This window comes from Xanthomonas sp. D-36-1, from assembly GCF_017746155.1.
Classification (GTDB): domain Bacteria; phylum Pseudomonadota; class Gammaproteobacteria; order Xanthomonadales; family Xanthomonadaceae; genus Xanthomonas; species Xanthomonas cissicola.
Genome location: NZ_JAGHWR010000057.1, coordinates 51589 through 75668 on the forward strand (window position 1 = coordinate 51589; position 24080 = coordinate 75668).

General features: G+C 64.8%; 16 protein-coding genes. 11 read left to right on the forward strand and 5 right to left on the reverse strand.

Annotated features, from left to right (window positions below):
- Positions 1 to 71 precede the first annotated feature (71 nt).
- Positions 72 to 956, forward strand: a complete 885-nt coding sequence (locus J7367_RS15540) for a bestrophin family ion channel (RefSeq protein ID WP_057661091.1) — start codon at positions 72 to 74, stop codon at positions 954 to 956.
- A gap of 658 nt (positions 957 to 1614) precedes the next feature.
- On the opposite strand, the gene J7367_RS15545 is transcribed toward J7367_RS15540, so the two are convergent.
- Positions 1615 to 3702, reverse strand: coding sequence for a bifunctional DedA family/phosphatase PAP2 family protein (locus J7367_RS15545; protein ID WP_057661089.1), 2088 nt, complete (start codon positions 3700 to 3702; stop codon positions 1615 to 1617).
- 151 nt (positions 3703 to 3853) lie between these two features.
- Here J7367_RS15545 and J7367_RS15550 point away from each other — a divergent pair, with 151 nt between their 5' ends.
- Together J7367_RS15550 and J7367_RS15555 are read left to right on the forward strand one after the other, a co-directional pair.
- Complete coding sequence (locus tag J7367_RS15550) at positions 3854 to 4513, forward strand: serine/threonine-protein kinase (RefSeq protein ID WP_042806174.1); 660 nt, start codon at positions 3854 to 3856, stop codon at positions 4511 to 4513.
- Between the two features lie 132 nt (positions 4514 to 4645).
- Positions 4646 to 5461, forward strand: a complete 816-nt coding sequence (locus J7367_RS15555) for an NAD(P)-dependent oxidoreductase (protein WP_007967700.1) — start codon at positions 4646 to 4648, stop codon at positions 5459 to 5461.
- Between the two features lie 139 nt (positions 5462 to 5600).
- Here J7367_RS15555 and J7367_RS15560 read toward each other — a convergent pair whose 3' ends face one another.
- The gene (locus J7367_RS15560; RefSeq protein WP_007967699.1) at positions 5601 to 6473 is read right to left on the reverse strand and encodes an ion transporter; all 873 of its coding nucleotides are present in this window, start codon (positions 6471 to 6473) and stop codon (positions 5601 to 5603) included.
- A 72-nt stretch (positions 6474 to 6545) separates the two neighbouring features.
- On the opposite strand from J7367_RS15560, the gene J7367_RS15565 reads away from it, so the two are divergent.
- Positions 6546 to 7772, forward strand: coding sequence for an acetylornithine transaminase (locus J7367_RS15565; RefSeq protein WP_007974495.1), 1227 nt, complete (start codon positions 6546 to 6548; stop codon positions 7770 to 7772).
- Positions 7773 to 8029: 257 nt separating this feature from the next.
- Here J7367_RS15565 and J7367_RS15570 read toward each other — a convergent pair whose 3' ends face one another.
- Positions 8030 to 8647, reverse strand: a complete 618-nt coding sequence (locus tag J7367_RS15570; protein ID WP_057661087.1) for an HAD-IA family hydrolase — start codon at positions 8645 to 8647, stop codon at positions 8030 to 8032.
- A gap of 297 nt (positions 8648 to 8944) precedes the next feature.
- Here J7367_RS15570 and J7367_RS15575 point away from each other — a divergent pair, with 297 nt between their 5' ends.
- The 6 genes from J7367_RS15575 (at position 8945) to azu (ending at position 15969) form a co-directional block, all read left to right on the forward strand.
- Entirely contained in the window at positions 8945 to 11227 is a 2283-nt protein-coding gene (locus J7367_RS15575) for a TonB-dependent receptor (RefSeq protein ID WP_057661085.1), read from the forward strand.
- Between the two features lie 69 nt (positions 11228 to 11296).
- Positions 11297 to 12904, forward strand: coding sequence for a flavin monoamine oxidase family protein (locus J7367_RS15580; RefSeq protein WP_057661083.1), 1608 nt, complete (start codon positions 11297 to 11299; stop codon positions 12902 to 12904).
- Positions 12901 to 13326, forward strand: a complete 426-nt coding sequence (locus tag J7367_RS15585) for a cytochrome c (protein ID WP_057661081.1) — start codon at positions 12901 to 12903, stop codon at positions 13324 to 13326. Before J7367_RS15580 ends, J7367_RS15585 begins: the two co-directional genes overlap by 4 nt.
- Positions 13327 to 13350: 24 nt before the next feature.
- Entirely contained in the window at positions 13351 to 13854 is a 504-nt protein-coding gene (locus J7367_RS15590) for a RidA family protein (RefSeq protein WP_057661079.1), read from the forward strand.
- Positions 13855 to 13884: 30 nt separating this feature from the next.
- Positions 13885 to 15087 carry a pyridoxal phosphate-dependent aminotransferase gene (locus J7367_RS15595; RefSeq protein WP_057661077.1) on the forward strand — a complete coding sequence of 401 codons (1203 nt, stop codon included), beginning with the start codon at positions 13885 to 13887 and terminating at the stop codon, positions 15085 to 15087.
- Between the two features lie 432 nt (positions 15088 to 15519).
- The gene (gene azu, locus J7367_RS15600; RefSeq protein ID WP_005921714.1) at positions 15520 to 15969 is read left to right on the forward strand and encodes an azurin; all 450 of its coding nucleotides are present in this window, start codon (positions 15520 to 15522) and stop codon (positions 15967 to 15969) included.
- A gap of 83 nt (positions 15970 to 16052) precedes the next feature.
- Here the strand turns inward: azu and J7367_RS15605 are convergent, their stop codons facing one another.
- Together J7367_RS15605 and hemL are read right to left on the reverse strand one after the other, a co-directional pair.
- Complete coding sequence (locus J7367_RS15605) at positions 16053 to 18824, reverse strand: LuxR C-terminal-related transcriptional regulator (RefSeq protein ID WP_057661595.1); 2772 nt, start codon at positions 18822 to 18824, stop codon at positions 16053 to 16055.
- 406 nt (positions 18825 to 19230) lie between these two features.
- Positions 19231 to 20520, reverse strand: a complete 1290-nt coding sequence (gene hemL / locus J7367_RS15610; RefSeq protein WP_057661596.1) for a glutamate-1-semialdehyde 2,1-aminomutase — start codon at positions 20518 to 20520, stop codon at positions 19231 to 19233.
- A 301-nt stretch (positions 20521 to 20821) separates the two neighbouring features.
- Here hemL and J7367_RS15615 point away from each other — a divergent pair, with 301 nt between their 5' ends.
- Positions 20822 to 24001 (forward strand): TonB-dependent receptor plug domain-containing protein, encoded by a 3180-nt coding sequence (locus J7367_RS15615; protein WP_007967681.1) that lies wholly within the window; start codon positions 20822 to 20824, stop codon positions 23999 to 24001.
- Positions 24002 to 24080: the final 79 nt, after the last annotated feature.

The following is a 24080-nucleotide window of genomic DNA, read 5'->3' on the forward strand; positions in this document are numbered from 1 at the left end:
CGCTGCCGATGGCATCCACGCGCTGGATGCGTGCAATGGCCGCACTCGCTATCGATCCACGGGAGTGAGCCTTGATCATCGACGTCAAACCGCGTGTGGCGGATGTGTTCCACCAGGTCTGGCGGACCCTGGCGGTGTTGTTCGTGTGGGACGTGTTGATCACGATCATCTATTACGTGCTGCCGTTCCGCGCGCCGGCGTTGCCGCTGACCATCTTTGGCTCGGCGCTGGCGTTATTCCTGGGTTTTCGGGCAAATTCGACCTATCAACGCTGGTGGGAAGGACGCGTGCTGTGGGGCCAGATGATCAACGCATCGCGTAACCTGGTGCGTTTGAGCGTGAGCATTCTGTCCGGGCCGGAAGCGGCGGCGTTGAGGCGTACGATCGCGCTGCGCCAGATCGCTTACGTCAACGCCTTGCGCTGTCAGTTACGTCGGCTGCCGGTTGCCACGGCGCTGGAGTCGCGGCTGGATGCCGATGAAGCGGCCGCGGTGAGCACCCGCACCAACGTGGCCAACGGCTTGCTCGACATCACCGGCCGCAGCGTGGAGCAGGCGCGGCGCGATGGCTGGATCGACAGCATCCAGCAGGCCAGCGTGGAGCGCATCCTGGTGGATATCGCCAACGCACAGGGCGGCATGGAACGCCTGAAAAATACGCCGTTGCCGTACCAATACCGCTTCTATCCGAACCTGTTTACGCGGCTGTTCTGCGTGCTGCTGCCGATCGGTCTGGTGGAGACGCTGCAATACGCCACACCGGTCGGTTCGACCGTGGCCGGGTTGATGTTCCTGGCGGTGCTGAAGATCGGCGATGAGCTGGTGGACCCATTCGCCAACACCATCCACGACCTGCCGCTTGACACGATGTGCCGCACGGTGGAGATCGATGCGCTGCAGGCCATTGGTGAGCAGGCGCCAGAGCCGATGCAGCCGGTGGATGGCGTGTTGTGGTGAGCTATCGCACACTGGTTCAACGCGGTTTGTGCGCATCCGAACGGCGCTGAACCGACATGTCTCGGTTGCCTTGAAGGGTAATCGAACGGTGCGGATGCGTCGGTTGTAGAGCAGAGCATGTGCGGCCTGGCTGCCTGGCCCTTGCCCGCTCACCATCGCGGACACGCTGCAAGTACGTCCCTGTCAGCTCCGTGGCGGTCTCCATACCGCCAAGGGTCCCGCGACGGTGAGCGGGCAAGGACCAGTCGAGAGTTCGGTGTGTCAGTGCAGGCGACAGGCAATGTTTGCTGGCTATCTAAATAAGCGTTGGGAAATGGCAGTTGGCAACGCCCAAGCCCTAAGCTGCACACCGCCTTCGCGCCACGAGCCGCTTTTATAAAGCCGCCGCCCAATGCCCGTGTGCGGTGTCCTCGCCGCTTGCGTGACCGTTGGCAGCATGGATGCCGCCATCGAGCCCCATGGACGGGTTCACGGCGTGTCCGGCAAGTGGCGAGGGCATCGCGCACTCGGCGCACGAGGCTTTCGTCCTAAAATTTCAGCTGCATCCAGACAACGCCAGCACACGACCGCCACCGATACGGCGTTCAATGGCATGGCTGGCAGCTCCTGTCTCCAGAGCCGCGCGATCACCGTCCGCTTGATATCGCTGCCAGATCGATCAACGCTGCCGCTGTGACGAACCCGATGCAGCAGCATCAGACGCAACGGTTCCCGGTGGCGATGCAACGTTGTCGTTGTCATCGCCACGCACCGCACTGCCCGAGGTGCTGTCGATCAGGATCACCGGCACCTGCGAGCGACGACGCTGTTCCATGCGATGGGGCAGCGGGCCGAGTGCCTCGCGCAATGCGCTCAGTGCAGGATCGACGCCGCGCAGCGGGTACCACAGGCCGATCAGGCTGAAGTGGCGGCTGTAGCGCAAGGTCTGGGTGCTGCCCACCCACAGCGGTTGTGCATCCGGCTGCAGGCGTGCAGCCGCCGGCCACAGACGCAGCACATGCACGTGGCCGGGCGCGGCGTGACGCACCATCAACAGGGCTTCGACCTGCGTCTCCAGCGTGGCCGGCAGAATCGGTACTTCGTCGGGGCGGCCGCTGACATCGAGCAAGTGCAGCGCCTGTTCCCAGCCCGCCTGGGGCTGGACCCGCCAGCCGCGCGCCTGAAGCTGGCGCTGCAACGGGGCGAGCGGGCCGGCCAACTGGACGTCCAGCGGCCAACGCTGATCGTCGTCGAATTCGTTGCGGCGCGCCGGCAGCAGGCGCCATTGCTCTTCCCACCACTCGTGTGCGGGCAACTCCATCAATGCCGGCGGCGGCGGTTCGAACTTTGCCAGCTTGATGTCGAGGTTGCGCGGCGCAAAATAAATGGCACAGCTCACGAACACCCCGTAGAAGATCCACGACACCGGCTTGACCCAGAACGCGCGGGTGGCGCGGCGGCGGTAGGCAATGCCCAGCACCAGCAGCCAGAAGATGCCGAACAACATGCCGCCGACGACGTCGCTGAGCCAGTGCGCACCGAGGTACAAACGTGCAAAACCGATCAGCGAGACGATGGCGCCGCTGACCAGATACGGCCACACGCGGCGGCGGCCAGGCAACTCGCGCGCGATCAACAGCGCGAAAAAGCCGAAGGCGATCGTGGCCATGGTGACCGCAACCGATGGAAAGCCGAAACCGCTGCTGGCCGCAGGCGGGCGCACCACCTGCACGGTGGCGCCAAGCAGCTGCGTGAGCGCCAGGCCGAAGGCCAGCGCGATCACCCAATGGGCCACGGCCATCCAGCGACGGCGCCAGGCCAGATAGCCCATCGCGGCGGCGATGGCCGGCAACAGCACCTGCCAGTCGCCCAATGAGGCCAGCGCCACCATCGGGTAGTCGGCCAATGGGTTACGCAGCGCCAGCATCAGGTCGTGCACGGCCAGGTCCACGCGCACTGGCTCGCCGTGCGCCAGCACCACCATCAGCAGCACGAACCAGCCCCAGCCGAGCAGCAAGAGCATCAGGGCCATCATGGCCAGCGGCACCGATTCGCGACGGCGCGGGTCGAATACGCCGACCGACCAATTCCCCAGGACCGGATGCCGGTGCGACCACGCCAGCAGACGTGCCAGCAAGGCATCCAGATGGCCGGCCGACCAGCGGTACGAATACAGCACGACCGCCCAGGCAAGCCCGATCACGGCCGCCAGCAACGCAACCACCACAAACAGCCGCCCGGCCACCGCGGCCACTGCGTCGTAGGCCGTGCCCAGCACCCAGCCAGGCACCAGGAACAACAACGCCCACGAAACGCAGGCCAGCCCGCTGGCGACCAGATACCGTTTGAACGGCATGCGCGACATGCCGGCAATCGCCGGTACGAACGGGCGTACTGCACCTACATAGCGCGCGATCAGGATGCTCTTGAAGGCATTGCGCCGGAACAGCAGCTCGCCGCGCTCCAGCAGTTGCGGGTAACGCCGGAACGGCCAGTAGGTGTGCAGCTGATGGCCCCAGCGATGGCCGACCCAGAAGCTCAACGCATCGCCAACGAAAGCGCCCAGGGTGGCGCACGCCACCGCGTAGGGACCGTTGATCTGCCCGAGCCCGATGAGCACGCCAATGGCGAACAGCAACGGCAACGCAGGCACGATGGCGCCCAGCACGATGACCGCATCACAAAATGCGATGCCAAAGATCACCACGCCAGCCAAGGTGGGGTGGTGTCCGATCCACTCCAGCGTGGCGTCGATCCATGAGTTCATACCTGAATTATAGGTGGGCGCGGCGGCGCCTGACCTGCATCGTCCTCACATCGGGGGATTGGCTTCACCTGAGGTTGCAGCCATGCAGCTGCCGCACGCGCGCATGCCACGGATGCGCGCAGCGAGACAGACCTGCCGCCTACAATGGGGTATGAGTCACGACCCTGCAGCCAATCTGCCGCTGAAGTCCGATACGTTCGGGCGCATTCTGTTGGTCCGCGAGGGCGAACGCATGTTCGTGCGTCGCGACGTGAGCGTGGCGCCGTGGCTGTTGCGCGGCGTGGCCTGGTGGCTGGCACGGCGCGAGGCGCTGGCCTTGCGCCAACTGGATGGCGTGCCGCGCACACCGCGCCTGCTGGACTGGGACGGGCGGCACCTGGACCGCAGCTATCTGGACGGCGCTGCGATGTACCAGCGTCCGCCGCGCGGCGATCTGGCCTACTTCCGCAGCGCGCGCAGGCTGTTGCAGCAGCTGCATCGCCGCGGCGTGGCGCATAACGACTTGGCCAAGGAAGCCAACTGGCTGGTGCAGGAGGACGGCAGCCCGGCGGTGATCGATTTCCAGCTGGCGGTGCGCGGCAACCCGCGCGCGCGCTGGATGCGTCTGCTTGCCCGCGAGGATCTGCGCCACCTGCTCAAACACAAGCGCATGTACTGCCCGGCCGCACTGACCCCGGTGGAACGCCGCGTGCTCAAGCGCACCTCCTGGGTCCGCGAGCTGTGGTTCGCCACCGGCAAACCGGTCTACCGCTTCGTGACCCGGCGCGTGCTGCACTGGGAAGACAACGAGGGGCAGGGGCCGAAGCCCTGAGCGGCTGGGATTGGGGATTGGGGATTGGGAATTCGCAAGAGCGTATTGCTTGAGCGGTGGGTTGGTCGGTGGGAGCAATGAAGGAATAAGCTCTTACGAATCCCGAATCCCGAATCCCGAATCCCCACTCCCATGACGTTATCCGGCAAAACCCTGTTCATCACCGGTGCCTCGCGCGGGATTGGCTTGGCGATTGCGCTGCGGGCGGCGCGCGATGGAGCGAATGTGGCGATTGCGGCCAAGTCGGCGGTGGCCAATCCCAAATTGCCTGGCACCATCCATAGCGCGGCCACGGCGGTGACTGCGGCCGGTGGGCAGGCGCTGGCGCTCAAGTGCGACATCCGCGAAGAAGATCAGGTGCGTGCGGCAGTGGCGGCAACGGTCGCTGCGTTCGGCGGGATCGACATCCTGGTCAACAACGCCAGTGCGATCTGGTTGCGCGGCGCGCTTGATACACCGATGAAGCGCTTCGATCTGATGCAGCAGGTCAACGCGCGCGGCAGCTTTCTGTGCGCGCAGGCGTGCCTGCCGCATCTGCTGCAGGCGGCCAATCCGCACATTCTCACCTTGGCCCCGCCGCCATCGTTGAACCCGTCGTGGTGGGGCGCGCACACCGGCTACACGCTGGCCAAGATGGGCATGAGTCTGGTGACCCTGGGGCTGGCAGCGGAATTCGGCCCGCAAGGCGTGGCGATCAATGCGTTGTGGCCGCGTACCGTGATCGCCACTGACGCCATCAACATGCTTGCCGGCGTGGACGCCGCGGCCTGCCGTCGGCCGGAGATCATGGCCGACGCCGCGCATGCGGTGCTGACGCGCGCCGCGGACGGATTTTACGGGCAGTTCCTGATCGATGATGAGGTCTTGGCCCAGGCCGGCGTCACCGATTTGCGCGGCTATGCGATGGATCCATCGCGCGCGCTGTTGCCGGATCTGTTTCTGGACTGAGAGCGGCTAACCGCAAGGCGAGCAGTGTCGTGAGCGTGGACGGCATGCTCCAACCGCAGTGGACGCGTGGCACACGCGCTACCGAGCAACGGCCGCGTCCGCCTGACGGCGGCGCCGTGGCGTTGGCTGCTCCAGCGCCTCAGCCGTTGCCCAGCTCCGGCAGTGGCTCGGCGCATTGCCGGCAATAACGTGCGTCGGCCGCGTGGCCTTCCAGCCCGCAGCGGGCGCAGTTGCGCGCATCGCGTTTGCCGGTGTGGCCACCTTCGCGCAATGAGCTGGCCAGTTCGGCGGTATAGATGCCGGTGGGCACGGCGATGATGCTGTAGCCGATCAGGATCAGTGCCGAGGTGACGAATCGCCCAAGTGTGGTCTGCGGCACCAGATCGCCGAAGCCGACCGTGGCCATGGTGACGATCGCCCAGTACATGCTGGTGGGGATGCTGGTGAAGCCGTGCTGCGGGCCTTCGATGATGTACATCGTGGCGCCGGCAATCACGGTGATGGTGAGCACGGTGAACAGGAACACCAATACCTTGCGACGGCTACGCCACAACGCATCCAGCAATTGCCCGCTTTCTTCGATGTAGCGGGTGAGCTTGAGAATGCGGAACAGCCGCAGGATGCGCAGCACGCGCACCACCAACAGCGTCTGTGCGCCGGGCACGAAGAACGAGAGATAGCTGGGCAGGATCGACAGCAAATCGATCACGCCCCACACGCTGAGCGCGTAATGCAGCGGGCGCCGCACCACGGCCAGACGCAGCGCGTATTCGATGGTGAAGATCACCGTGAACGCCCATTCCAGCGGCACCAGCCAGTCCGCGGCATGCGAATGGATGCGCGGCACGCTGTCGATCATGATCACCACCACGCTCGCCAGGATCGCGACCACCAGCATCAGGTCGAAATTGCGCGAGGGGCGGGTGTCGTGGCGGTAGATGATGTCGAACCACTGCCGGCGCCAGCCATCGTCGGTGGCGGCAGTGAGTTGCGGATCGGAGAAGGGGCGCATGCGCGCATTGTGCCGCAGGCCGGCGAATGCGCGAGAATGCCGCTTCTCCCTCCGCTTCTGCGACCCATCCTCATGAGCACCGCCGCCGATTCGCCCCTGTCCCTCGCGCACTACTACCTGCCGGTGTATCGCCCGCGCCAGGTGGTGCTGGAGCGCGGCCAGGGCAGCCGCGTGTGGGATGATGCGGGGCGTGAGTATCTGGATCTGTCGTCGGGCATCGCGGTGAGCGGGCTCGGCCATAACGACCCCGATCTGGTGGCTGCGCTCACCGAGCAGGCCGGCAAGCTGTGGCACACCAGTAACGTGTTTTTCAGCGCGCCGCCGCTGAAACTGGCCGAAGAACTGGTGAGCGCCTCGCGCTTCGCGGACAAGGTGTTCCTGTGCAATTCCGGCACCGAGGCCAACGAGGCGGCGATCAAGCTGGTGCGCAAGTGGGCCAGCAGCCAGGGCCGTCCGGCCGATAAGCGCGTCATCGTCACCTTCCGCGGCAGTTTCCATGGCCGCACGCTGGCATCGGTCACCGCCACTGCGCAGCCCAAGTACCAGGAAGGCTACGAGCCGCTGCCGGGTGGATTTCGCTATGTGGATTTCAACGACGTCGCGGCGCTGGAAGCGGCGATGGCCAGCGGCGATGTGGCGGCGGTGATGGTCGAGCCGATCCAGGGCGAGGGTGGTGTGATGCCGGCCGCGCCGGGCTTTCTGAGCCGCGTGCGTGCGCTGTGCGACCAGCACGATGCGTTGCTGGTGCTGGACGAAATTCAATGCGGCATGGGCCGCACCGGCACGCTGTTCGCGCATTGGCAGGAACAGGTGACGCCGGACATCGTGACCCTGGCCAAGGCCTTGGGTGGCGGTTTCCCGATCGGTGCGATGCTGGCCGGGCCCAAGGTGGCGCAGACCATGCAGTTCGGCGCGCACGGCACCACCTTCGGCGGCAACCCGCTGGCCGCGGCAGTGGCGCGCGTGGCGCTGCGCAAGCTGGCCTCGCCGCAGATTGCCGACAACGTGGTGCGGCAATCTGCGGCATTGCGTGCAGGTCTGGAAGCGCTCAACGCCGAGTTCGGCCTGTTTGCGCAGATTCGTGGGCGTGGCTTGATGCTGGGCGCGGTGCTGGCCCCAGAACACGCCGGGCAGGCGGGGGCGATCCTGGATCTGGCGGCCAAGCATGGCCTGCTGCTGCTGCAGGCCGGCGCGGATGTGTTGCGCTTCGTACCGGCACTGAATCTGACCGATGCCGAACTGGCCGATGGTCTGGCGCGCTTGCGTCTGGCCATTGCCGAGTATGTCGCGCAGCCGTGATGTCGGGCGGTGCCTGCGCGCCCTCTGGCTGGCACTTTGCCGGCTAGAAGGGTGTTGGAGGATGCGTGGTATGGCATAGAACGCGCTGAGGCAGTGCGCGGTCTTTTGATTTGCTGGGTGGGATGGCTGTCCTCCGCCGTACCCTCACCCCAGCCCCGGTTGCACGCCCCGGCCCGCGCTTGCGACGCGGGCGCTCCAGGGCACGCGCGCCGGTGGCGTGCACCGTGCCTTCTCGCCCCCGGGAGAGCGGCTTTGTTTCATGCGAGCCCATAGCGCTTCAGCACTCGCCGCAACGCGCGGGCGTCGCGCACGGTGTCGGCGTGCAGGCCGGCCGCGCGTGCGCCACGCACGTTGACGAACAGGTCGTCGACAAACAACGTGCGTTCGGCGCGTTGCTCAAGCTGCGCAAGCGCGCGCTGATAGACCGGCACATCCGGTTTGCGGCCGCCCAGTGCACCGCTGCACAGCACGCGGCCCCGCAACAATGGAAATAGCGATGGCACGATCCGCTCGATCGCTTCTGCCATCAGCGGGCCGTTATTGGTGAGCACCGCCACCGCCGTGGTCGTCGATACCGCCAGCACCTGGGTCACCGCCGACGGGTCGGCGCGGCAGGCCGCCACGCGCGCATCGACCCAGGTAGCGCGATCGATCGGCTGCCCCAGCCCTTCGCTCAACTGCGCCAGATACGCCTGCGTGTCGATCGCACCAGCATCGTAGGCGCGCTCCAGACCCTGCGCGAACAACACCTCATGCACGCGCTGCGGTGGGCAATTCGCCGCTGCTGCAAGAGCGGCCATGCGCCGTGGCTGCGCGTAGTGCGCAAGCACGCCGTCGAAATCCAGCAACAGCAGCGATGGTGGTGCGGGCGACATGTGCGTGCTCGTGCGGTGGCTGCGCAGCGTTATCGATTCGGCGCGGCATGGCAAGCGCGCAAGACCTGCAATGCAGGACATTTGCGCAGGTAGGTGGCTGCGCTACCTATTCAGAGTTTTGAATTCGGCAGCGACCTACCCGCCTGCGCCGACCCCACCCGCCACACCGTGGTTGCGAAGCAATCGCGCTGGTTATGGTCACTGCACGCCGCATCCGCGGTATCAGCCGGTCTCGGGGGAGCGCCCGGTCACTCAGCACGCCACACGTCTCCAGGGGTTGATTGCATGCCAAAGTGCTTGAACACCGATCAATTGGCGGCCTCGGTCGCCGACATCCTCGCCACCACCCGCTCGCGCCACGCGCTGGCGTCGATGACCTTGCTGCTGGCCGGCGCGCAGGGCTTGCCTGCGCTGGCGCAAGACGCACGCACGCTGGATGCGGTCAGCGTGGTGGGCACCGGCTCCACGCGCACCACGGCGTCCATCTCGGTGGACGAGATCCAGGCGCAGGTGCCCGGGGTAGCGCCACAGCAGCTGTTGGCCAGCCTGCCCGGCGTGAACGTGCAGACCACCGATCCGTTCGGGCTGTATGAGTTCGGTGATTCGATGACGATCCGCGGGTTTTCCGCCAACCAGATCGGCGTGACGTTGGACGGCATTCCGATCGAAACCTTCGACACCCGCGAAGGCGGGCCGATCACCCGTTACGTGTCCAGCGAGAATCTGCTCGATGTCACGGTGTCGGCTGGTTCGGGTGACGTCACCCAGCCGTCGTATCACGCATTAGGCGGTGCGATCCGTTACACCAGCCTGCCACCGAAGGGCGGCGACAGCTGGAGCGGCAATCTCACCCAGACCATTGGGTCGGACGACCTGGTACGCAGCTTCGTGCGCCTGGACACCCCGGACTGGTGGGAGGGCGGCCCCAGCGCGTATCTGTCCGCCTCGCGCACGCAAGGCGGGGTGTGGGACATGGAGCCGGCCACGCAAAAGAGCGACCACTTCGAAGCCAAGATTCGCCAGGCCTGGGATGCAGGCAGCCTGACATTGGGCTGGATCTACAACAACCGCAAGGACTACGACGTGCAGTCGTACAACTCCGACGGTTCGGTGTCCTGGGATCTGCACGAGCGCATCACCGGCAACCCGGAAGTAGATGCCGAGCATTACAGCGAATGGCAGAACGGGCGACGCGATTCCTTGCTCAGCCTGCACGGCGATTTTCTGTTAAACGATGCGATCGGCTTCACCTTCACCGGCTATTACGAAAACAAGCATGGGTATGGCGTCGGCGGCACCCCGCCGAGCACGGCGACGGGCTTGTACAACGATGCCATCGCCGGCACACCGGGGCGCACCGATATCGCGATCAACGATCCGCAGATCGTCGATGCCAACGGCAATGTCACCCACGTCGGTGCGATGACGCGGCGCGAGGAAATCATGGGCGGCGATCGCTATGGCGTCACCACGTCGGTGTCGTGGGAGACCGAGCACAACAAACTCGAAGTCGGCGCGTGGTACGAAAACTACGATTTCGATCAGGTGCGCCCGCTGTACAACCTGGACCCGGCCACCGGCGCATTGCTCAAAAGCGCGCTGCCGATCGTGATCTACTACGACAACCACTTCTCCACCGAAGTGAAGCAGCTCTACATCAAGGACACGCTACGCCTGCTCGACGACCGGCTCACGATGGAATTCGGCGCCAAGGGGCTGGATGTCAAACGCGACTACAACGGCATCGCCAATCTCGACGACTTCAATGTCGGCATACGCCGCGATGTCACCATCAAGAACAGCGATTGGTTCCAACCGCAGGTCGGCGCCAGCTTCCAGCTTGCCGAGGGTGTGCAGGTGTTCGCCAACTACGCGGAAAACTTCAGCTCGGCGCCGCGGCTGGCGCTGACCTCCGGTGCGTTCAACCCGGATATCGCACCGGAAGAATCCACCAACATCGATATCGGCATTCGTGCCGAATCCACGCAGTGGAGCGGCTATATCGCCGCCTACAAGATCGATTACGAAAACCGCATCATCGCGCTCACAGACCCGGACCCCCTGGTGGCTGCGCCCACCGTCTACGCCAACGTCGGCGACGTGCAGACCTACGGCGCGGAAGTCTCCGGCATGTGGAAGCCGGCCCCGGGCTGGCGGTTGGGCGCATCGCTGACCTGGAACAAGTCCGAATTCCAGGACAACTATTTCGGCCCGGTCAGCGGCAACCTGGTGCAGGTGGAAGGTAACGAAGTGCCGGATGCGCCGAAGGTCATGTTCAGCGTCAACGGCGGTTGGGAAGGCGCGCATTTCTTCGCCAACCTCGATACCAAATACACCGGCAAGCGCTATGGCGACACACTCAATACCGATCAGGTGGATGCCACCTTCATCGTCAACGGCAGCGTCGGGTATCAGGGCGAGGACAGCGGGTTTCTTGCCGGCGGCCGGTTGCAGCTGTCGGTCTACAACCTGTTCGACAAGGACGATGCGATCGGTGCGGTGTTTCCCAACGAAAGCTCCGGTTCGTATCAGTTGATCGCACCGCGCCAGCTGTTCGCCAGTCTGGCGTACACGTTCTGAGGTGCAGCCGCGGCCGGCAAGGTTGCCGGCCGCGTGCGTTAGTCCATGACATGCAGGGGACGTGCGTTGATGCAAGGCAATCACACGGGAGCGATGACGCGGCGGCAATTGCTGGCGCGCATCGGCATGACCGCTGGCGGCGCAATGATGTATCAGGCGATGAGCAGCCTGGGCATGGCGGCCGAGTCCACCTTCAACGGGCCGCTGCAACTGGATGGCGACCCCAAGGGGACGTCGGTCTTGATCCTCGGCGCCGGGCTGGCCGGCATGAGCGCGGCCTTCGAATTACGCAAGGCCGGTTACCGCGTGCAGTTGCTCGAATACAACGACCGCCCGGGCGGACGGAACTGGACCCTGCGCGGCGGTGACCGCTATACCGAGTTGGGCGGTGCCACGCAGCATTGCCAGTTCGACGACGGGCTGTACCTCAATCCAGGGCCATGGCGTATTCCGCATCACCACAAGGCGGTGTTGAGTTACTGCAAGCAGTTTGGCGTGGCGCTGGAAGCGTTCAATCAGGTCAATTACAACGCGCTGCTGCACAGCCAGAAAGGCTTCGGCGGCAAACCGCAGCGCTTTCGCGCCATCGACGCCGACTACAAGGGCCACGTGTCCGAGTTGCTGGCCAAGTGCACGCAGCAGCACGCCCTGGACGCGGCCGTCAGCCGCGAGGATCAGGAGCTGCTGCTGGAATCGCTGCGCACCTGGGGGGCGCTCGACCAGAAGTTCGGGTATGTCAAAGGCAAGGACAGCAGCGAGCGGCGCGGGTTTGCGCGCTATCCCGGTGGCGGCTTGTCGGGCAGGCCGGAATTCTCCGATCCTTTCAGCGTGCAGGACGTGCTGCGCTCACGCCTGTGGACCACACTGGCGGCTGGCAACAACTACGAAATGCAGACCACCATGTTCCAGCCCGTGGGAGGCATGGACCAGATCGGCAAGGCATTCGCGCGTCGCCTGGGCGATGCCATCACCTATAACGCCAAGGTCACCAAGATCGATCAGGACGGCAGCGGCGTGCGTGTGTCCTGGCAGGATGCGACGCGTGGCGGCGAAGAACGTCTCGCCAGTGCGGATTGGTGCATCTGCACCATTCCGTTTTCGGTGCTCAGCCGCATGCCGGTCACTGCCAGCGATGCGATGACCACGGCGATCGGCAAGGTGCCGTACGCGGCATCGGTGAAAGTGGGCCTGCAATTCAAGCGCCGTTTCTGGGAAGAAGACGAAGCGATCTACGGCGGCATCAGTTACACCGATCTGCCGATCACCTTGATCAGTTATCCCAGCACCAACTACCACAGCCCGGGCAAAGGCGTGCTGCTCGGTGCCTATGTATGGGGGTTGGACGCCTACCAGTTCACCGCGATGCCCCCGGAGCAGCGCGTGCGTAAAGCGGTGGAGTACGGCACCCAGCTGCATCGGCAGTATCCGCGCGAATTCGAGAACGGCATTGCGGTCGGCTGGCACCGCGTGCCGTTCACGCATGGCTGCTTCGGCATGTGGAGCGAGCAGGCGCGCGCCGAGCATTACGAACCGCTGTGCCAGATCGACGGCCGCCTTGCGCTGGCCGGCGAGCACGTGTCGTACATCCCGGCCTGGCAGGAGGGTGCCATCCTGTCGGCACACGATGTCGTTGGCCGTCTGCATCGCAAGGTCATTGCCCAGGGAGCGCGCGTATGAGTCTGCTGCCAAGAGCGTGCGGCGCCACGGTTGCGCTCGCCATTCTCGCCTTGTTGCTGCCGCCCAACGTGCGCGATGCGCAGGCGCAGAGTTCCGATGCCACGCAGTTGTTTCCGCAGCAAGGCTTCGCCAAGGCCTCCGGTCAGGACGTTTACCAGGCCATCTGCCAGGGCTGCCATATGCCGGCCGGCGGTGGCGCGCAAGGTGCCGGCGACTATCCTGCGCTTTCCGGCAACCCCAAGCTGGCTGCCGGCCCGTACGTCACCATGATGGTGCTCGACGCCCACGCGGGGATGCCGGGTTTCGCCGACATGCTCGACGACCGCCAGGTGGCCGAAGTGGTGAGCTATGTGCGCACGCACTTCGGTAACGACTATGCCGAGCGCGTGACCATCGACGACGTCAAATCGCTCCGCCGCTGATCTTCTCTTCTACAAGGAATTGCCATGCCACGTTCCATCACGACCGTTCTTAGCGCCGCAGTAATGTGGGCTGCCAGTCTCGGTGCCGCGCACGCCGCCGAGGTGATCCGCCACAAGATTCCCAACAGCGATTTCCCAATTGCTGCTGCGGTGGAAATTCCCGCCGGCAAGGCCACGGTGTATGTCAGCGGCAAGGTGCCGGCGGTGATCGATACCAACGCGCCGAAGGATTCCGCTGCTGCCTATGGCGACACCAAGGCGCAAACGGTGAGCGTGTTGAACCAGATCAAGCAGCAGCTAACCACGCTGGGGTTGGGCATGGGCGATGTGGTGAAGATGCAGGTGTTTCTGGTCGGCGATCCGGCGATGGGCGGCAAGATGGATTTCAACGGCTTCATGGAAGGGTATCGCCAGTTCTTCGGCACCAAGGAGCAACCCAATCTGCCAGCGCGCTCGGCATTTCAGATCGCGGCATTGGGGAACCCGCTGTACCGGGTCGAGATCGAAGTGGTTGCCGTGCGTCCCTGAGTTCGCGTCTTCATCCTGCTGGAGTTTGTCATGAACACTGCTCTTTCGCGCCGCACGTTTCTACGCGACTCCGCGCTGTTCGCCGGCGCCGCCGGTGCCGGCAGCTTGCCGCTGCTGGCCAGCGCCATCGAACGCTCCACTGCCATTGCGCCCACACCGGCAACGGCGCTGACACCGGTAATGATCGATTCCAATGAATTTCCGGATGGACCGTCGGCTGCCGCAGTAAAGGCCATCGCGCAGATCGCACCGCAAGGCGGGAGGTATCTGCGCCAGGTACAGATGGAATTGATGACCACCCTGGCCGCCGAGCTCAAGCTGCCGGTGGATCATCTGATGGCGTACGCCGGGTCCACCGAGCCGCTCGACTACACGATGCTGGCATTCACTTCGCCCAGCGCCGCGTTGGTCACTGCCGATCCCACCTACGAATCCGGCTGGCGTGCGGCAACCCGCAATGGCGCGCGCTTGATCAAGGTGCCGCTGCGCAAGGATTTTTCGCACGATGTACAGGCCATGTGCGCGGCCGATGCCAACGCGGGAGTCATCTACATCTGCAACCCCAACAATCCCACCGGCTCGGTCACCGCACGCAAGGACCTGGACTACGCATTGGCGCACAAGCCCAAAGGCAGCGTGTTGGTGGTGGATGAGGCGTATATCCACTTCGCGCAAAGCACGCGCAGCATGGTCGACATGGTTGCCGCAGGCGAAGACGTGGTGGTGTTGCGCACGTTTTCCAAACTCTATGGCATGGCCGGCATCCGCCTGGGCTATGCGGCCGCGCGCCCGGACCTGCTGGCCAAGCTGAAGTTCTACAGCGTCAACAGCTTGCCGGTCACCGCCGCCGCTGCCGGGCTGGCCAGCCTGCGCGATCCTGCACTGGTGCCGCAACGGCGCGCACGTACCGCCGCTACCCGCATCGATGTGATGGACTTTCTCGCGCGGCAGGGCTATGCATGCACTGCCTCGGAGAGCAATTGCTTTATGGTCGATGTGAAGCGCCCGGCGGCTGGCTTCAAGGACGACATGGCCACCCACGGCGTGTTCATCGGCCGCAGCTGGCCGGTGTGGCCAACCTGGTCGCGCATTACCGTGGGTACCGACACGGAAATGGCGCGCTTCAAACACGCGTTCGTGCAGGTGATTGCCGGTAACCGCGGCCCGCTGCCGGCGCCGGGCGTGGCCACTGCAGCGGCCGATCCGATGGATGCATTTTTCCGTTACGCCTAGAGCGTGTTATGCACGTTGAGATGAGATGCGTTGGCCGTCAGCGGTGCGGAGCGGGTGCTGCGTGGTGCCGGGTTGGCCGGCGCCAAGGCAAGCCGCACGGCGCGCGCTCCGTGCCGCTGGCGGCCAACCCTCCGGGAAGCGCCCTGTGACGCGCCGAGACAAGGCGCACGCCTTGTCTCGGCGCGTCACAGGACGCTTCGCACTCACCTCGAAGTCAGAACACGCTCTGAGCCGGCGTGCGACGGAACGCTCGGTCGCCGACGGCCGAGCGTTCCACAGTCTTGGTCGATGCGCCCGCTGCGCAGCCGATGCGGGCATGATGCGCTGCTGATTGTGCATCGGCTACGCTGGCACTGTCGGCCTATCGCCATCACCGCCGCATCCGTGCACCGCATCCGCTGTGCTGCAACTTCCCAACGCAGGAGTGTTCTCTTGAAGCTGTTTTCCACGATTGCTATGTGTGCGCTGGCGCTGATGGCGCCGACGGCATGGGCACGGACGTGCGCGGTGACCATCACTGGCAACGATCAAATGAAGTTCGACCAGAGCACCATCAAGCTAGCCCCCGAGTGCACGCAGGTGGAGCTCACGCTCAAGCATTCCGGCAAGATGGCTGCCACCGTGATGGGGCACAACTGGGTGTTGACCAAGTCTGCCGATTTCCAGGCGGTGGCCAATGCCGGCGTACGTTCGACCATCGCCGACAGCTATCTGCCCAAGGCCGACGCGCGCGTGATTGCGCACACCAAGGTCATTGGCGGCGGCGACAGCACCACGGTGAGTTTTCCCACCAGCAAGCTGAGCAAGGGCGCAGACTACACGTTCTTCTGCTCGTTCCCCGGCCACTGGGCGATGATGAAGGGCACGCTGACGTTCGGGTGATGCGTGCGGGGCGGCCAACGCTGTCAAGCCTGGCCGCCACACGTGCAAACCTGCGTTGAACGCTGGATGCATGCGGATCTGGGTCAGTCAGGTTGCAGTGGCTGATCTGCATGCGAGTCGCTTGCACGCAACAACCCGCGTTGTAATGCTTGCGCAAGCGCGCCTTCGCGGCTGCGCGCATCGAGCTTGCGGTACAGGTTTTTCAGATGGAATTTGACCGTGTTTTCCGACAGGTGCAGGCAGCGTGCGATCTGTTTGTTGGAATAGCCGCGCGCCAGTTGCGCCAGCACTTCCAGTTCACGCTCGCTGAAGATGTCGCCGGCCGGATCGTCGTCGCCGCTGAGGCGTTCGAGCAACGCCTGGATGGTCAACGCACGCGTGGTGCCGCCCACGGTCTGCGGGTCGTGCTGGCGGAGCGAGCGCAGCATCGCCTTGGCCGGCAGGCCCAGTTCCACGATGGCCTGCCAGCTTTGCGTGAGCGCGACATGGTCCAGCGCGCTGTACAGATACGGCAGGGCGGCGACCAGTTCGCCGCGTTGCTGCAGTACCAGCGCGATGCGTGCACGGGTGCGCGCCAGATGGCAGACATTGTCGTTGGCCAGGCAGGCCCGCTCGATCTGCCCGAGGATGCTCAGCGCTGCGCTGCTGCGCCCGGCCAGGCGATGCCAGCGGGCCAGTGCGAAGCCCATCGCCGCGCGATCATGCCAGCGGTGTGGCGAGCGCAAGGTGTGCGCCAGGCCGGATTCGCCGCCGGTACGTGCGATCAGCACATCGATGGCAGCGTTGCCTGGATGTTCCAGCAACAGCATCAGCCGCCATGCTGCAGCCAGTTCCGACAAGCGCGCCAGCTTGCGTCCGTGAGCAATCTGTTCGATGTGCTCCAGCAACAGCAGCGCACTGCGTCCGCTGTGATCGCGCACGCGTTCCAACCCTAGCGCGGTGCCGTATCCGGCAGCCAGCACGTCCATGCCCCCATCGTGTTGCTCCAGCAATTCCAGCGCCGGGTGCAGCAGGTCGGCTGCGTCGTCGTGGTGGCCGCGTTCGTAGTGCAACTGCGCAAGCAGGCACTGAGCGGCGGCCTCCAGCACCCGATCCAGTTGCGGGGTACGTGCGCACCAGCTCAGTGCTTGTTGATAGCAGGCTTCCGCATCGCTGAGCCGGCCGCGATAGAACAGGCTCTGCCCCAGCGACAACATTGCCTGGCTGGCACCGACGTCGCTGCCGCCGCGCTGCATGGTGTCGCGCGCGTTGCGCGCGTAGCGCTCGGCAACCGCGAACGCGCCTTGCGCAATCGCGGTGGTGGCGCAGATGCAGAGCAACATGCCGCGGCCGAGATGGTCGTCTTCATCCAGTGCGCCGGCCTGGGCGGCAATCTGGGTCAGGCCATGCGGGTTGCCGCAGATTTCATCCAGACGGTCGCGCAGCAGCGCCACAACCACCGTGTAATCGCGCTGGAGCGGCTCGCGTAGCGCAGCCGGAAAATCGCGGAAGCGCTCCAGCAACAGGCGTGCGTGGCTGAACTCGCCCAGCCTGATGTGCAGATGCGCCTGGGTGAGATTGAGCGCGGGCGTGTCGCGAATGGTGCGGTGGTCGAAATGGCGCAGTAGTGCGCGCACTTCATGCGTGCCGTGAGTCAACAGCAGCTGCCAGGTGCCGGCGCGTGCGATGTAGCTGGCGGCAAGATCGCCGCAGTTGCCGCGCCACGCATGCCGCACCGCTTCGGCAAGATGCTGATGATCACCGAACCAGCGCGCTGCGCGTTGATGCAGCTGCACGCTCTGCCCTGGATATTCGCGGTCGAGCAGTTGCTGCAAGAAATCGGCAAACAGTGGGTGATAGCGGAACCATTCGCGCTCGCCATCCAGCGGCACCAGCAGGTCATGAAAATGCTCCAGCCGCGCCAGCAAGCGGCCGCTGTCCTCGCGCTGGCGCACTGCATCGGCGAGCGCGGCGTTGAAGCGTTCCAGCGGGCTGGTGCGTAGCAGGAGCTCGCGGGTGTCCGGGTCCAGATCGTTGACCACCTGTTCGGCCAGATACGCGGCAATCTGCGCGCTGCGCCCCGAAAAACGTGCGGCGACTTCCTGCTGACGTTGGGTATCGCCTTGCAGCCACAGCCGCGCCAGTTGCAGCGCCACTGGCCAGCCTTCTGTGTAGTTGCGTAGTTCGTCCACCACCGGTGTTGGCACGTGCGGGCCTAGCAACGCCTGCGCTTCGGTGTTGTCGAGCGCCAGTTGCGTGTTGCCGATGCGGCTGAGTTGTGCGTGCAGATCCAGCCGCGCCAGCGGCAGATTGGGCACGCGGCGGGTCGCAAGCACGAGATGCAGACGCCCACCACTGTGTTCGATCAGGCGTAGCACCAGTTCATCGACAGGGCTGCTGCCGAGTCGGTCGTAGTCGTCGAGAATCACGCTGATGCGGCGGGGCGCCGCGCGCAGCGCGCGAATCAGCAATGCCGTCGCCTCGCGCGGGTTGTGATCGCGGTTGTGCAGCACGGTGGCGCACAGCGCGTGGTCGGCGCCTGCGTTCTGCAGCGCCAGCGCAAGATGGCCGAGAAAACGGGTAGCGTCGGCATCTTCCTCGTCCAGCGACAGCCATGCCACCGGGCCCTGCTCGCGCATACTCAGGTGCGCATGCCACTGCGCCAGCAGCGTGGTCTTGCCGAATCCGGGTGGGGCGAGCAATAGCGTCAGCGGGCGTGCCTGCGCCTGATCCAGCGCAGCCAGTAGCGCGCCGCGTACCACCGCGGCGGGGCGCGGCAACGCAGGCTCCAGCTTGCCGGCAAGCAGCCAATCGGGAATCGCGGGGTCGCGCGAGGGTGACGGGCGCGGGGTGAGCAGCGCAACAGGCTTGAGCATGAGGCGAGAGCGGCCGTATCAAGCGTCGACAGCGTGCCGGCTCGGCACGCTGCAGATCGGGGTGAAACAGCGGCAATGCAGCGTAATCGCCTGATTCGGCGACGACGGTGCAGCGGCTGCGTCGAGGGTCCCCACCCATGCCCGTCCCTGAGCACCTTTCAGAAACATATGACAGCGACAGGACAAAAGCAAAGTGTGCTGCGCCGAGTCGAGGACTTCACCGCGGCAGATGCGCCTGCTTGTGCGCAGGTGAAGGAACGCTAGAGGTCGCCTGGTACCGGTGGCGCGCGTTCGGAGGCACCGCCACACAGCCTTGCGGGCACGCGGTCACGCGCACCGCAAACCCTCAACGCCCCGCGCTAATTGCGCACCGATTCCCAACTCCCCATTTCCGATTCCCAGCCGATCAGCGCGCCACGTCCGCAAACGCCTCGCGCGCTGCCGCCAGCGTGGCTTCGATCACCGCCTCGTCGTGCGCACTGGACATGAAGCCGGCTTCGTACGCCGAGGGCGCCAGGTAGACGCCCCGCTGCAGCATCGCGTGGAAGAATCGGTTGAAGCTGGTGATGTCGCACGCCGTGGCCTGTGCGTAGCTCTCCACGACGTCGTCGGTGAAGAACAGCCCGAACATGCCGCCAACCTGGTTGGTGGTCACGGCAATGCCGGCTGCGCGCGCGGCATCTTCCAGGCCTTCGCACAGCATGCTGGTGGCCTCGCTCAAGCGCGTGTGGAAGCCCGGCTCCTGCACCAGCTCCAGCATCGCCAGGCCTGCGGCCATGGCCACCGGGTTGCCCGACAAGGTGCCGGCCTGGTAGATCGGCCCGGCCGGAGCAACCTGCTCCATCAAGTCGCGGCGGCCGCCGTAGGCGCCCACCGGCATGCCGCCGCCGATGATCTTGCCGAAGGTGGTCAGGTCCGGGGTCACGCCGTAATGCGCCTGCGCACCACCGAGCGCGACGCGGAAGCCGGTCATCACTTCGTCGAAGATCAGCAACGCGCCGTGCCTAGTGCACAGCGTGCGCAGATGCTGCAGATAGCCGGCCTGCGGCGGAATGCAGTTGGCGTTGCCGACCACCGGCTCGATGATCACCGCCGCCACCTCCGCACCGATCTCGTCGAACAGCGCGGTGGCGCCCTCGAAGTCGTTGAAGCTCAGCGTGGCGGTCAGTTCGCTCAGCCCTGCGGGTACGCCGGGCGAGGTCGGTACGCCCAGGGTCAGCATGCCGCTGCCGGCCTTGACCAGGAACGAATCGCCATGGCCGTGATAACAGCCTTCGAACTTGATGATGCGATTGCGCCCGGTGGCGCCACGCGCCAGGCGTACCGCCGACAGCGTAGCTTCGGTGCCGGAGTTGACCATGCGCACCATCTCGCAGGAGGGCACCAGCCGGGTGATGGTCTGCGCCATCGTCACTTCGGCTGCGCACGGTGCACCGAACGAGAGCCCGTTGCGGATCGACTGCTCGACCGCTTCGCGCACGGCCGGGTGGTTGTGCCCGGCAATCATCGGCCCCCACGAGCCCACATAGTCGATGTAGCGGTTGTCGTCGACATCGAACAGATAGGGGCCATCGGCGCGCGCCACGAAGAACGGCTCGCCGCCGACCGACTTGAACGCCCGTACCGGCGAGTTGACGCCGCCCGGTAGCAAGGTCTGCGCCTGGGCGAACAGGGCGTGGGAGCGGGAATGGTTCATGCACAGATCCTTGAGGAGTACCGATTGGGGGCATCGACGCCCGGCAGCGGGCATCGCGTCCGCCATTGTCAGGCCTGCGGCCGCGCGCGCCTACCCGTCGGACGCCCGCCTACCCGTCGAAGTGGGCGGGTGGGGGAACTTGGCTGCCTATGATCGAACGCGACGGGATCGACAGTTTGGAATGAGCTGATGGCGCCCAGTCATTGGCATCCGGCTGTAGATGTTCAGAAAGTGTGATTTCGGTGGCCGTTGGCGCCGTTCGTTTGTCGCTTGCCGACAGTTCAAGACCTGGGGAGAGAGCATGAACCGTAGTATCCAGAAGCGTGCCTTGGCATTGGCCTTGGTCGTGGCCATGGGCAGCGTCCACGCGCAGTCCACCACCGGCAGCATCGTCGGTAGCGTGGGGCAGGGCAGTGGCACGAGCGTGCTGGTGGAAAACAACAGCGGCTTCAGTCGCGAGGTGCCGGTGGACGCGCGCGGCCGCTACACCGCCGGCAATCTGCCGCTGGGCACCTACAAAGTGACGGTCAAGCGCGAAGGCGCGGTGGTGGAAACGCGTGAGAACGTCGCCATCACCGTCGGGGCCAATACCGACGTGTCGTTTGCTGCCAGCGCCGCGGGGAGCGGCGTGCAGACCCTGGACAGCGTCACCGTCAGCGCCGCCAGCCTCACCACCATCGACGTCAGCAGCGTGGATACGCGCACCGTCGTCACCGCCGAACAGTTGCAGCAACTGCCGCTGGGCCGCACCGCCGAAGCGATTGCGCTGCTGGCACCGGGGGTGGTGGTCAACAGCGGCGGTTTCGACAACGGCCCGCTCGGCGGCTCGCTTCCCAGCTTCGGCGGCTCGGCCGCCAGCGAAAACGCGTACTACCTCAACGGTTTCAACACCACCACCATCAGCAACAACCTGGGCGGCCTGACCCTGCCTTACGGCGCCATCGACCAGCAGGAAATCTTCACCGGCGGCTACGGCGCGCAGTACGGCCGCGCCAACGGCGGCGTGATCAACCAGATCGGCAAGCGCGGCACCAATGAGTGGAAGTTCGGCGCTGCAGTGATCTGGGAGCCGAATGGCCTCAAGGCCAATCAGCGCGACATCTATTGGCGCCCGGACAGCCAGGGCAGCACCATCAACAACGCTGCCTACCGCTATGCGCGTGCGGCCAATGGCCTGTATCAGCCCGCCAGCGAGGCCGAAGCCAACCAGACCACCTACAGCGCCTATGTCGGCGGACCGATCATCCAGGACAAGCTGTTCTTCTTCCTGGCCGCCGAGCAGGTGAATTCTGACGGCGTACGCGTAGGCACCAATCGCGACACCGACAACGGCCGCACCGGTGGCCTCACCGACTACGACTACAAGCAGAAACGCTGGTACGCCAAGGTGGACTGGAACATCACCGACAACCACCTGATCGAGGTGACCGGTGCCAGCGACGTCGCCGAAACCAACGGCTCGATCTATCGCTACGACTATGTTGCGCGTGAGCGTGGTGCCTACTTCACCGACGAGTCCACCTGGAAAACCGGGCCGACGCTGTTCACCGGCAAGTACACCGGCTATCTGGGCGACAACCTCACCGTGACCGCGCTATACGGCAAGATGAGAACACCGGACGAGCTGACGCCGTTCAACTACAACGCCGCCAATGGCCCGGTGATCAACAGCGCCGCATTGCAGAATCCTGCCTACACCGGCGGCACACCGCGCATCGGCAACCAGCTGGTCACTTCGGTCAGCTCGCCGGACCGCGAGTACAAAAAAGACAACCAGCGCCTGAATCTGGAATGGCGCATCGGCCACCACACGCTCAACTTCGGTATCGATAACCAGAAGTCCGAAGGTATCGATGTGGGCTCGATCCTCTCTGGCCCCGGGTTTGCCTGGACCTACGGACAGACCAACGACCCGTACGGGCTGGCCACCGGTGGTCTGGTCAGCCAATCGGCCAACGAAGCCGGCGGCATCGGTGCGCCAAGCCCGGGTTTGGTGGATCCGGTCAACGGATCCAGTGGCTATTACGTGGTGCGCAACATCAACACCAGCCTGTATTCGTACGAAGCCAAGCAGCGCGCCTACTACATCGAAGACAAGTGGCAGGTCACCGACAATCTGCTGCTGAGCCTGGGCTTGCGCAAGGACGAGTTCACCAACTACACCCCGTTCGGCGATCCCTATATCGAAATCGACAACGCGTGGGCGCCGCGCCTGGGCTTCAGCTGGGACGTCAATGGCGACTCAAGCTTGAAGGTGTTCGGTAACCTTGGCCGTTACTACCTCGGTCTGCCGCTATCGGCGGTGAGTCTGTTCACCCCGGCCACCACCACCGATACCTACTACACCTACAGCGGCATCAATGCCGACGGCACGCCGATCCTCGCGCAGCAGCTGGGCTCGGCGGTGTCGGCCAATTCGCGCTTCGGTCGCATCGCCGATGTACGCACCGCGGTGGCCAAGGACATCGAAGGCGAAAACCAGGACGAACTGATCCTCGGGTTTACCAAGCAACTCGATAGCGGCTGGGTGCTGGGCGTGCGCGGCACGCATCGCCGCCTCAATGCCGGCATCGACGACCAGAACTACGATGTCTCCAACACCGCCTTGATCGATGCGGCAGCGGCGCAAGGCGTGACCATCGATTTTTCCAAGGTGGCGGGCGCATCGTTGATCAATCCGGGCCAGACCAATACCTGGGGGGTGATCGGCACCGATGGCCAGTTCCATGAAGTATCGGTGAGCCGTGAGGCGGCAGGTTTTCCGAAGTTCAAGCGCAATTATTCGGCGGTGGAATTCAATCTGGAGCGTCCGTTCGACGGCAAGTGGTATGCCAAGGTCAACTACGTCTGGTCGCATAGCTACGGCACCACCGAAGGCCAGGTGCGTTCGGATCTATGGCGCACCGGCGGCGCGCTCGGTAGCTATCAGGGCCAGGCCTCGGTCTCGACCACGCAGAGCTGGGATCACGCGGCGTTGATGGAACACTTCAACGGCGATCAATCCAACGATCACCGTCATCAGCTCAAGTTGTTCGGCTTCTACCAGTTCACCCCGCAATGGGGCGCCTCGGCCAATTTCAGCCTGATTTCCGGCGCTCCGCACAACTGCCTGGGCAACTACTACGGAACCGAATACAGCGGCCGCGATCCGGCCGGCTATGGCGGCAGTGCAATTACCGGCGGCCCGTACCACTACTGCTACAACCCGGAGACCGGCACCGGCGTGGCATCGCCTCCCGGCTCGCAGGGGCGCCTGGGCTGGATTGCGCAGCTGGATATGGGCGTGACCTACAAGCCGGCCTTTGCCGACGGCAAGCTTGCAGTGCGCTTTGACGTATTCAACATCACCAACGAGCAGACCGCGACCAACATCTACCCGTTCTCGCAGCTGCCCGACAACACCACCAACCCGCTATGGGACCAGGTCGTCGCCTATCAGGCGCCGCGCTCGGGCCGGGTGACGTTGAGCTACGATTTCTAATCGCGTCATTGATAACTGCAGTCCAGGCAGCGACGCGTGATGGCACGCGTCGCTGTTTTGTTTTTGGGGGTGGCGCTGA

What these genes read in the sequence shown, in the direction of transcription:
- J7367_RS15545 (WP_057661089.1), bottom strand. Translation starts at nt 3,702, where the DNA reads ATGAACTCATGGATCGACGCCACGCTGGAGTGGATCGGACACCACCCC.
- J7367_RS15550 (WP_042806174.1), top strand. Translation starts at nt 3,854, where the DNA reads ATGAGTCACGACCCTGCAGCCAATCTGCCGCTGAAGTCCGATACGTTC.
- J7367_RS15555 (WP_007967700.1), top strand. Translation starts at nt 4,646, where the DNA reads ATGACGTTATCCGGCAAAACCCTGTTCATCACCGGTGCCTCGCGCGGG.
- J7367_RS15560 (WP_007967699.1), bottom strand. Translation starts at nt 6,473, where the DNA reads ATGCGCCCCTTCTCCGATCCGCAACTCACTGCCGCCACCGACGATGGC.
- J7367_RS15565 (WP_007974495.1), top strand. Translation starts at nt 6,546, where the DNA reads ATGAGCACCGCCGCCGATTCGCCCCTGTCCCTCGCGCACTACTACCTG.
- J7367_RS15570 (WP_057661087.1), bottom strand. Translation starts at nt 8,647, where the DNA reads ATGTCGCCCGCACCACCATCGCTGCTGTTGCTGGATTTCGACGGCGTG.
- J7367_RS15580 (WP_057661083.1), top strand. Translation starts at nt 11,297, where the DNA reads ATGCAAGGCAATCACACGGGAGCGATGACGCGGCGGCAATTGCTGGCG.
- J7367_RS15585 (WP_057661081.1), top strand. Translation starts at nt 12,901, where the DNA reads ATGAGTCTGCTGCCAAGAGCGTGCGGCGCCACGGTTGCGCTCGCCATT.
- J7367_RS15590 (WP_057661079.1), top strand. Translation starts at nt 13,351, where the DNA reads ATGCCACGTTCCATCACGACCGTTCTTAGCGCCGCAGTAATGTGGGCT.
- J7367_RS15595 (WP_057661077.1), top strand. Translation starts at nt 13,885, where the DNA reads ATGAACACTGCTCTTTCGCGCCGCACGTTTCTACGCGACTCCGCGCTG.
- J7367_RS15605 (WP_057661595.1), bottom strand. Translation starts at nt 18,824, where the DNA reads ATGCTCAAGCCTGTTGCGCTGCTCACCCCGCGCCCGTCACCCTCGCGC.
- hemL (WP_057661596.1), bottom strand. Translation starts at nt 20,520, where the DNA reads ATGAACCATTCCCGCTCCCACGCCCTGTTCGCCCAGGCGCAGACCTTG.
- J7367_RS15615 (WP_007967681.1), top strand. Translation starts at nt 20,822, where the DNA reads ATGAACCGTAGTATCCAGAAGCGTGCCTTGGCATTGGCCTTGGTCGTG.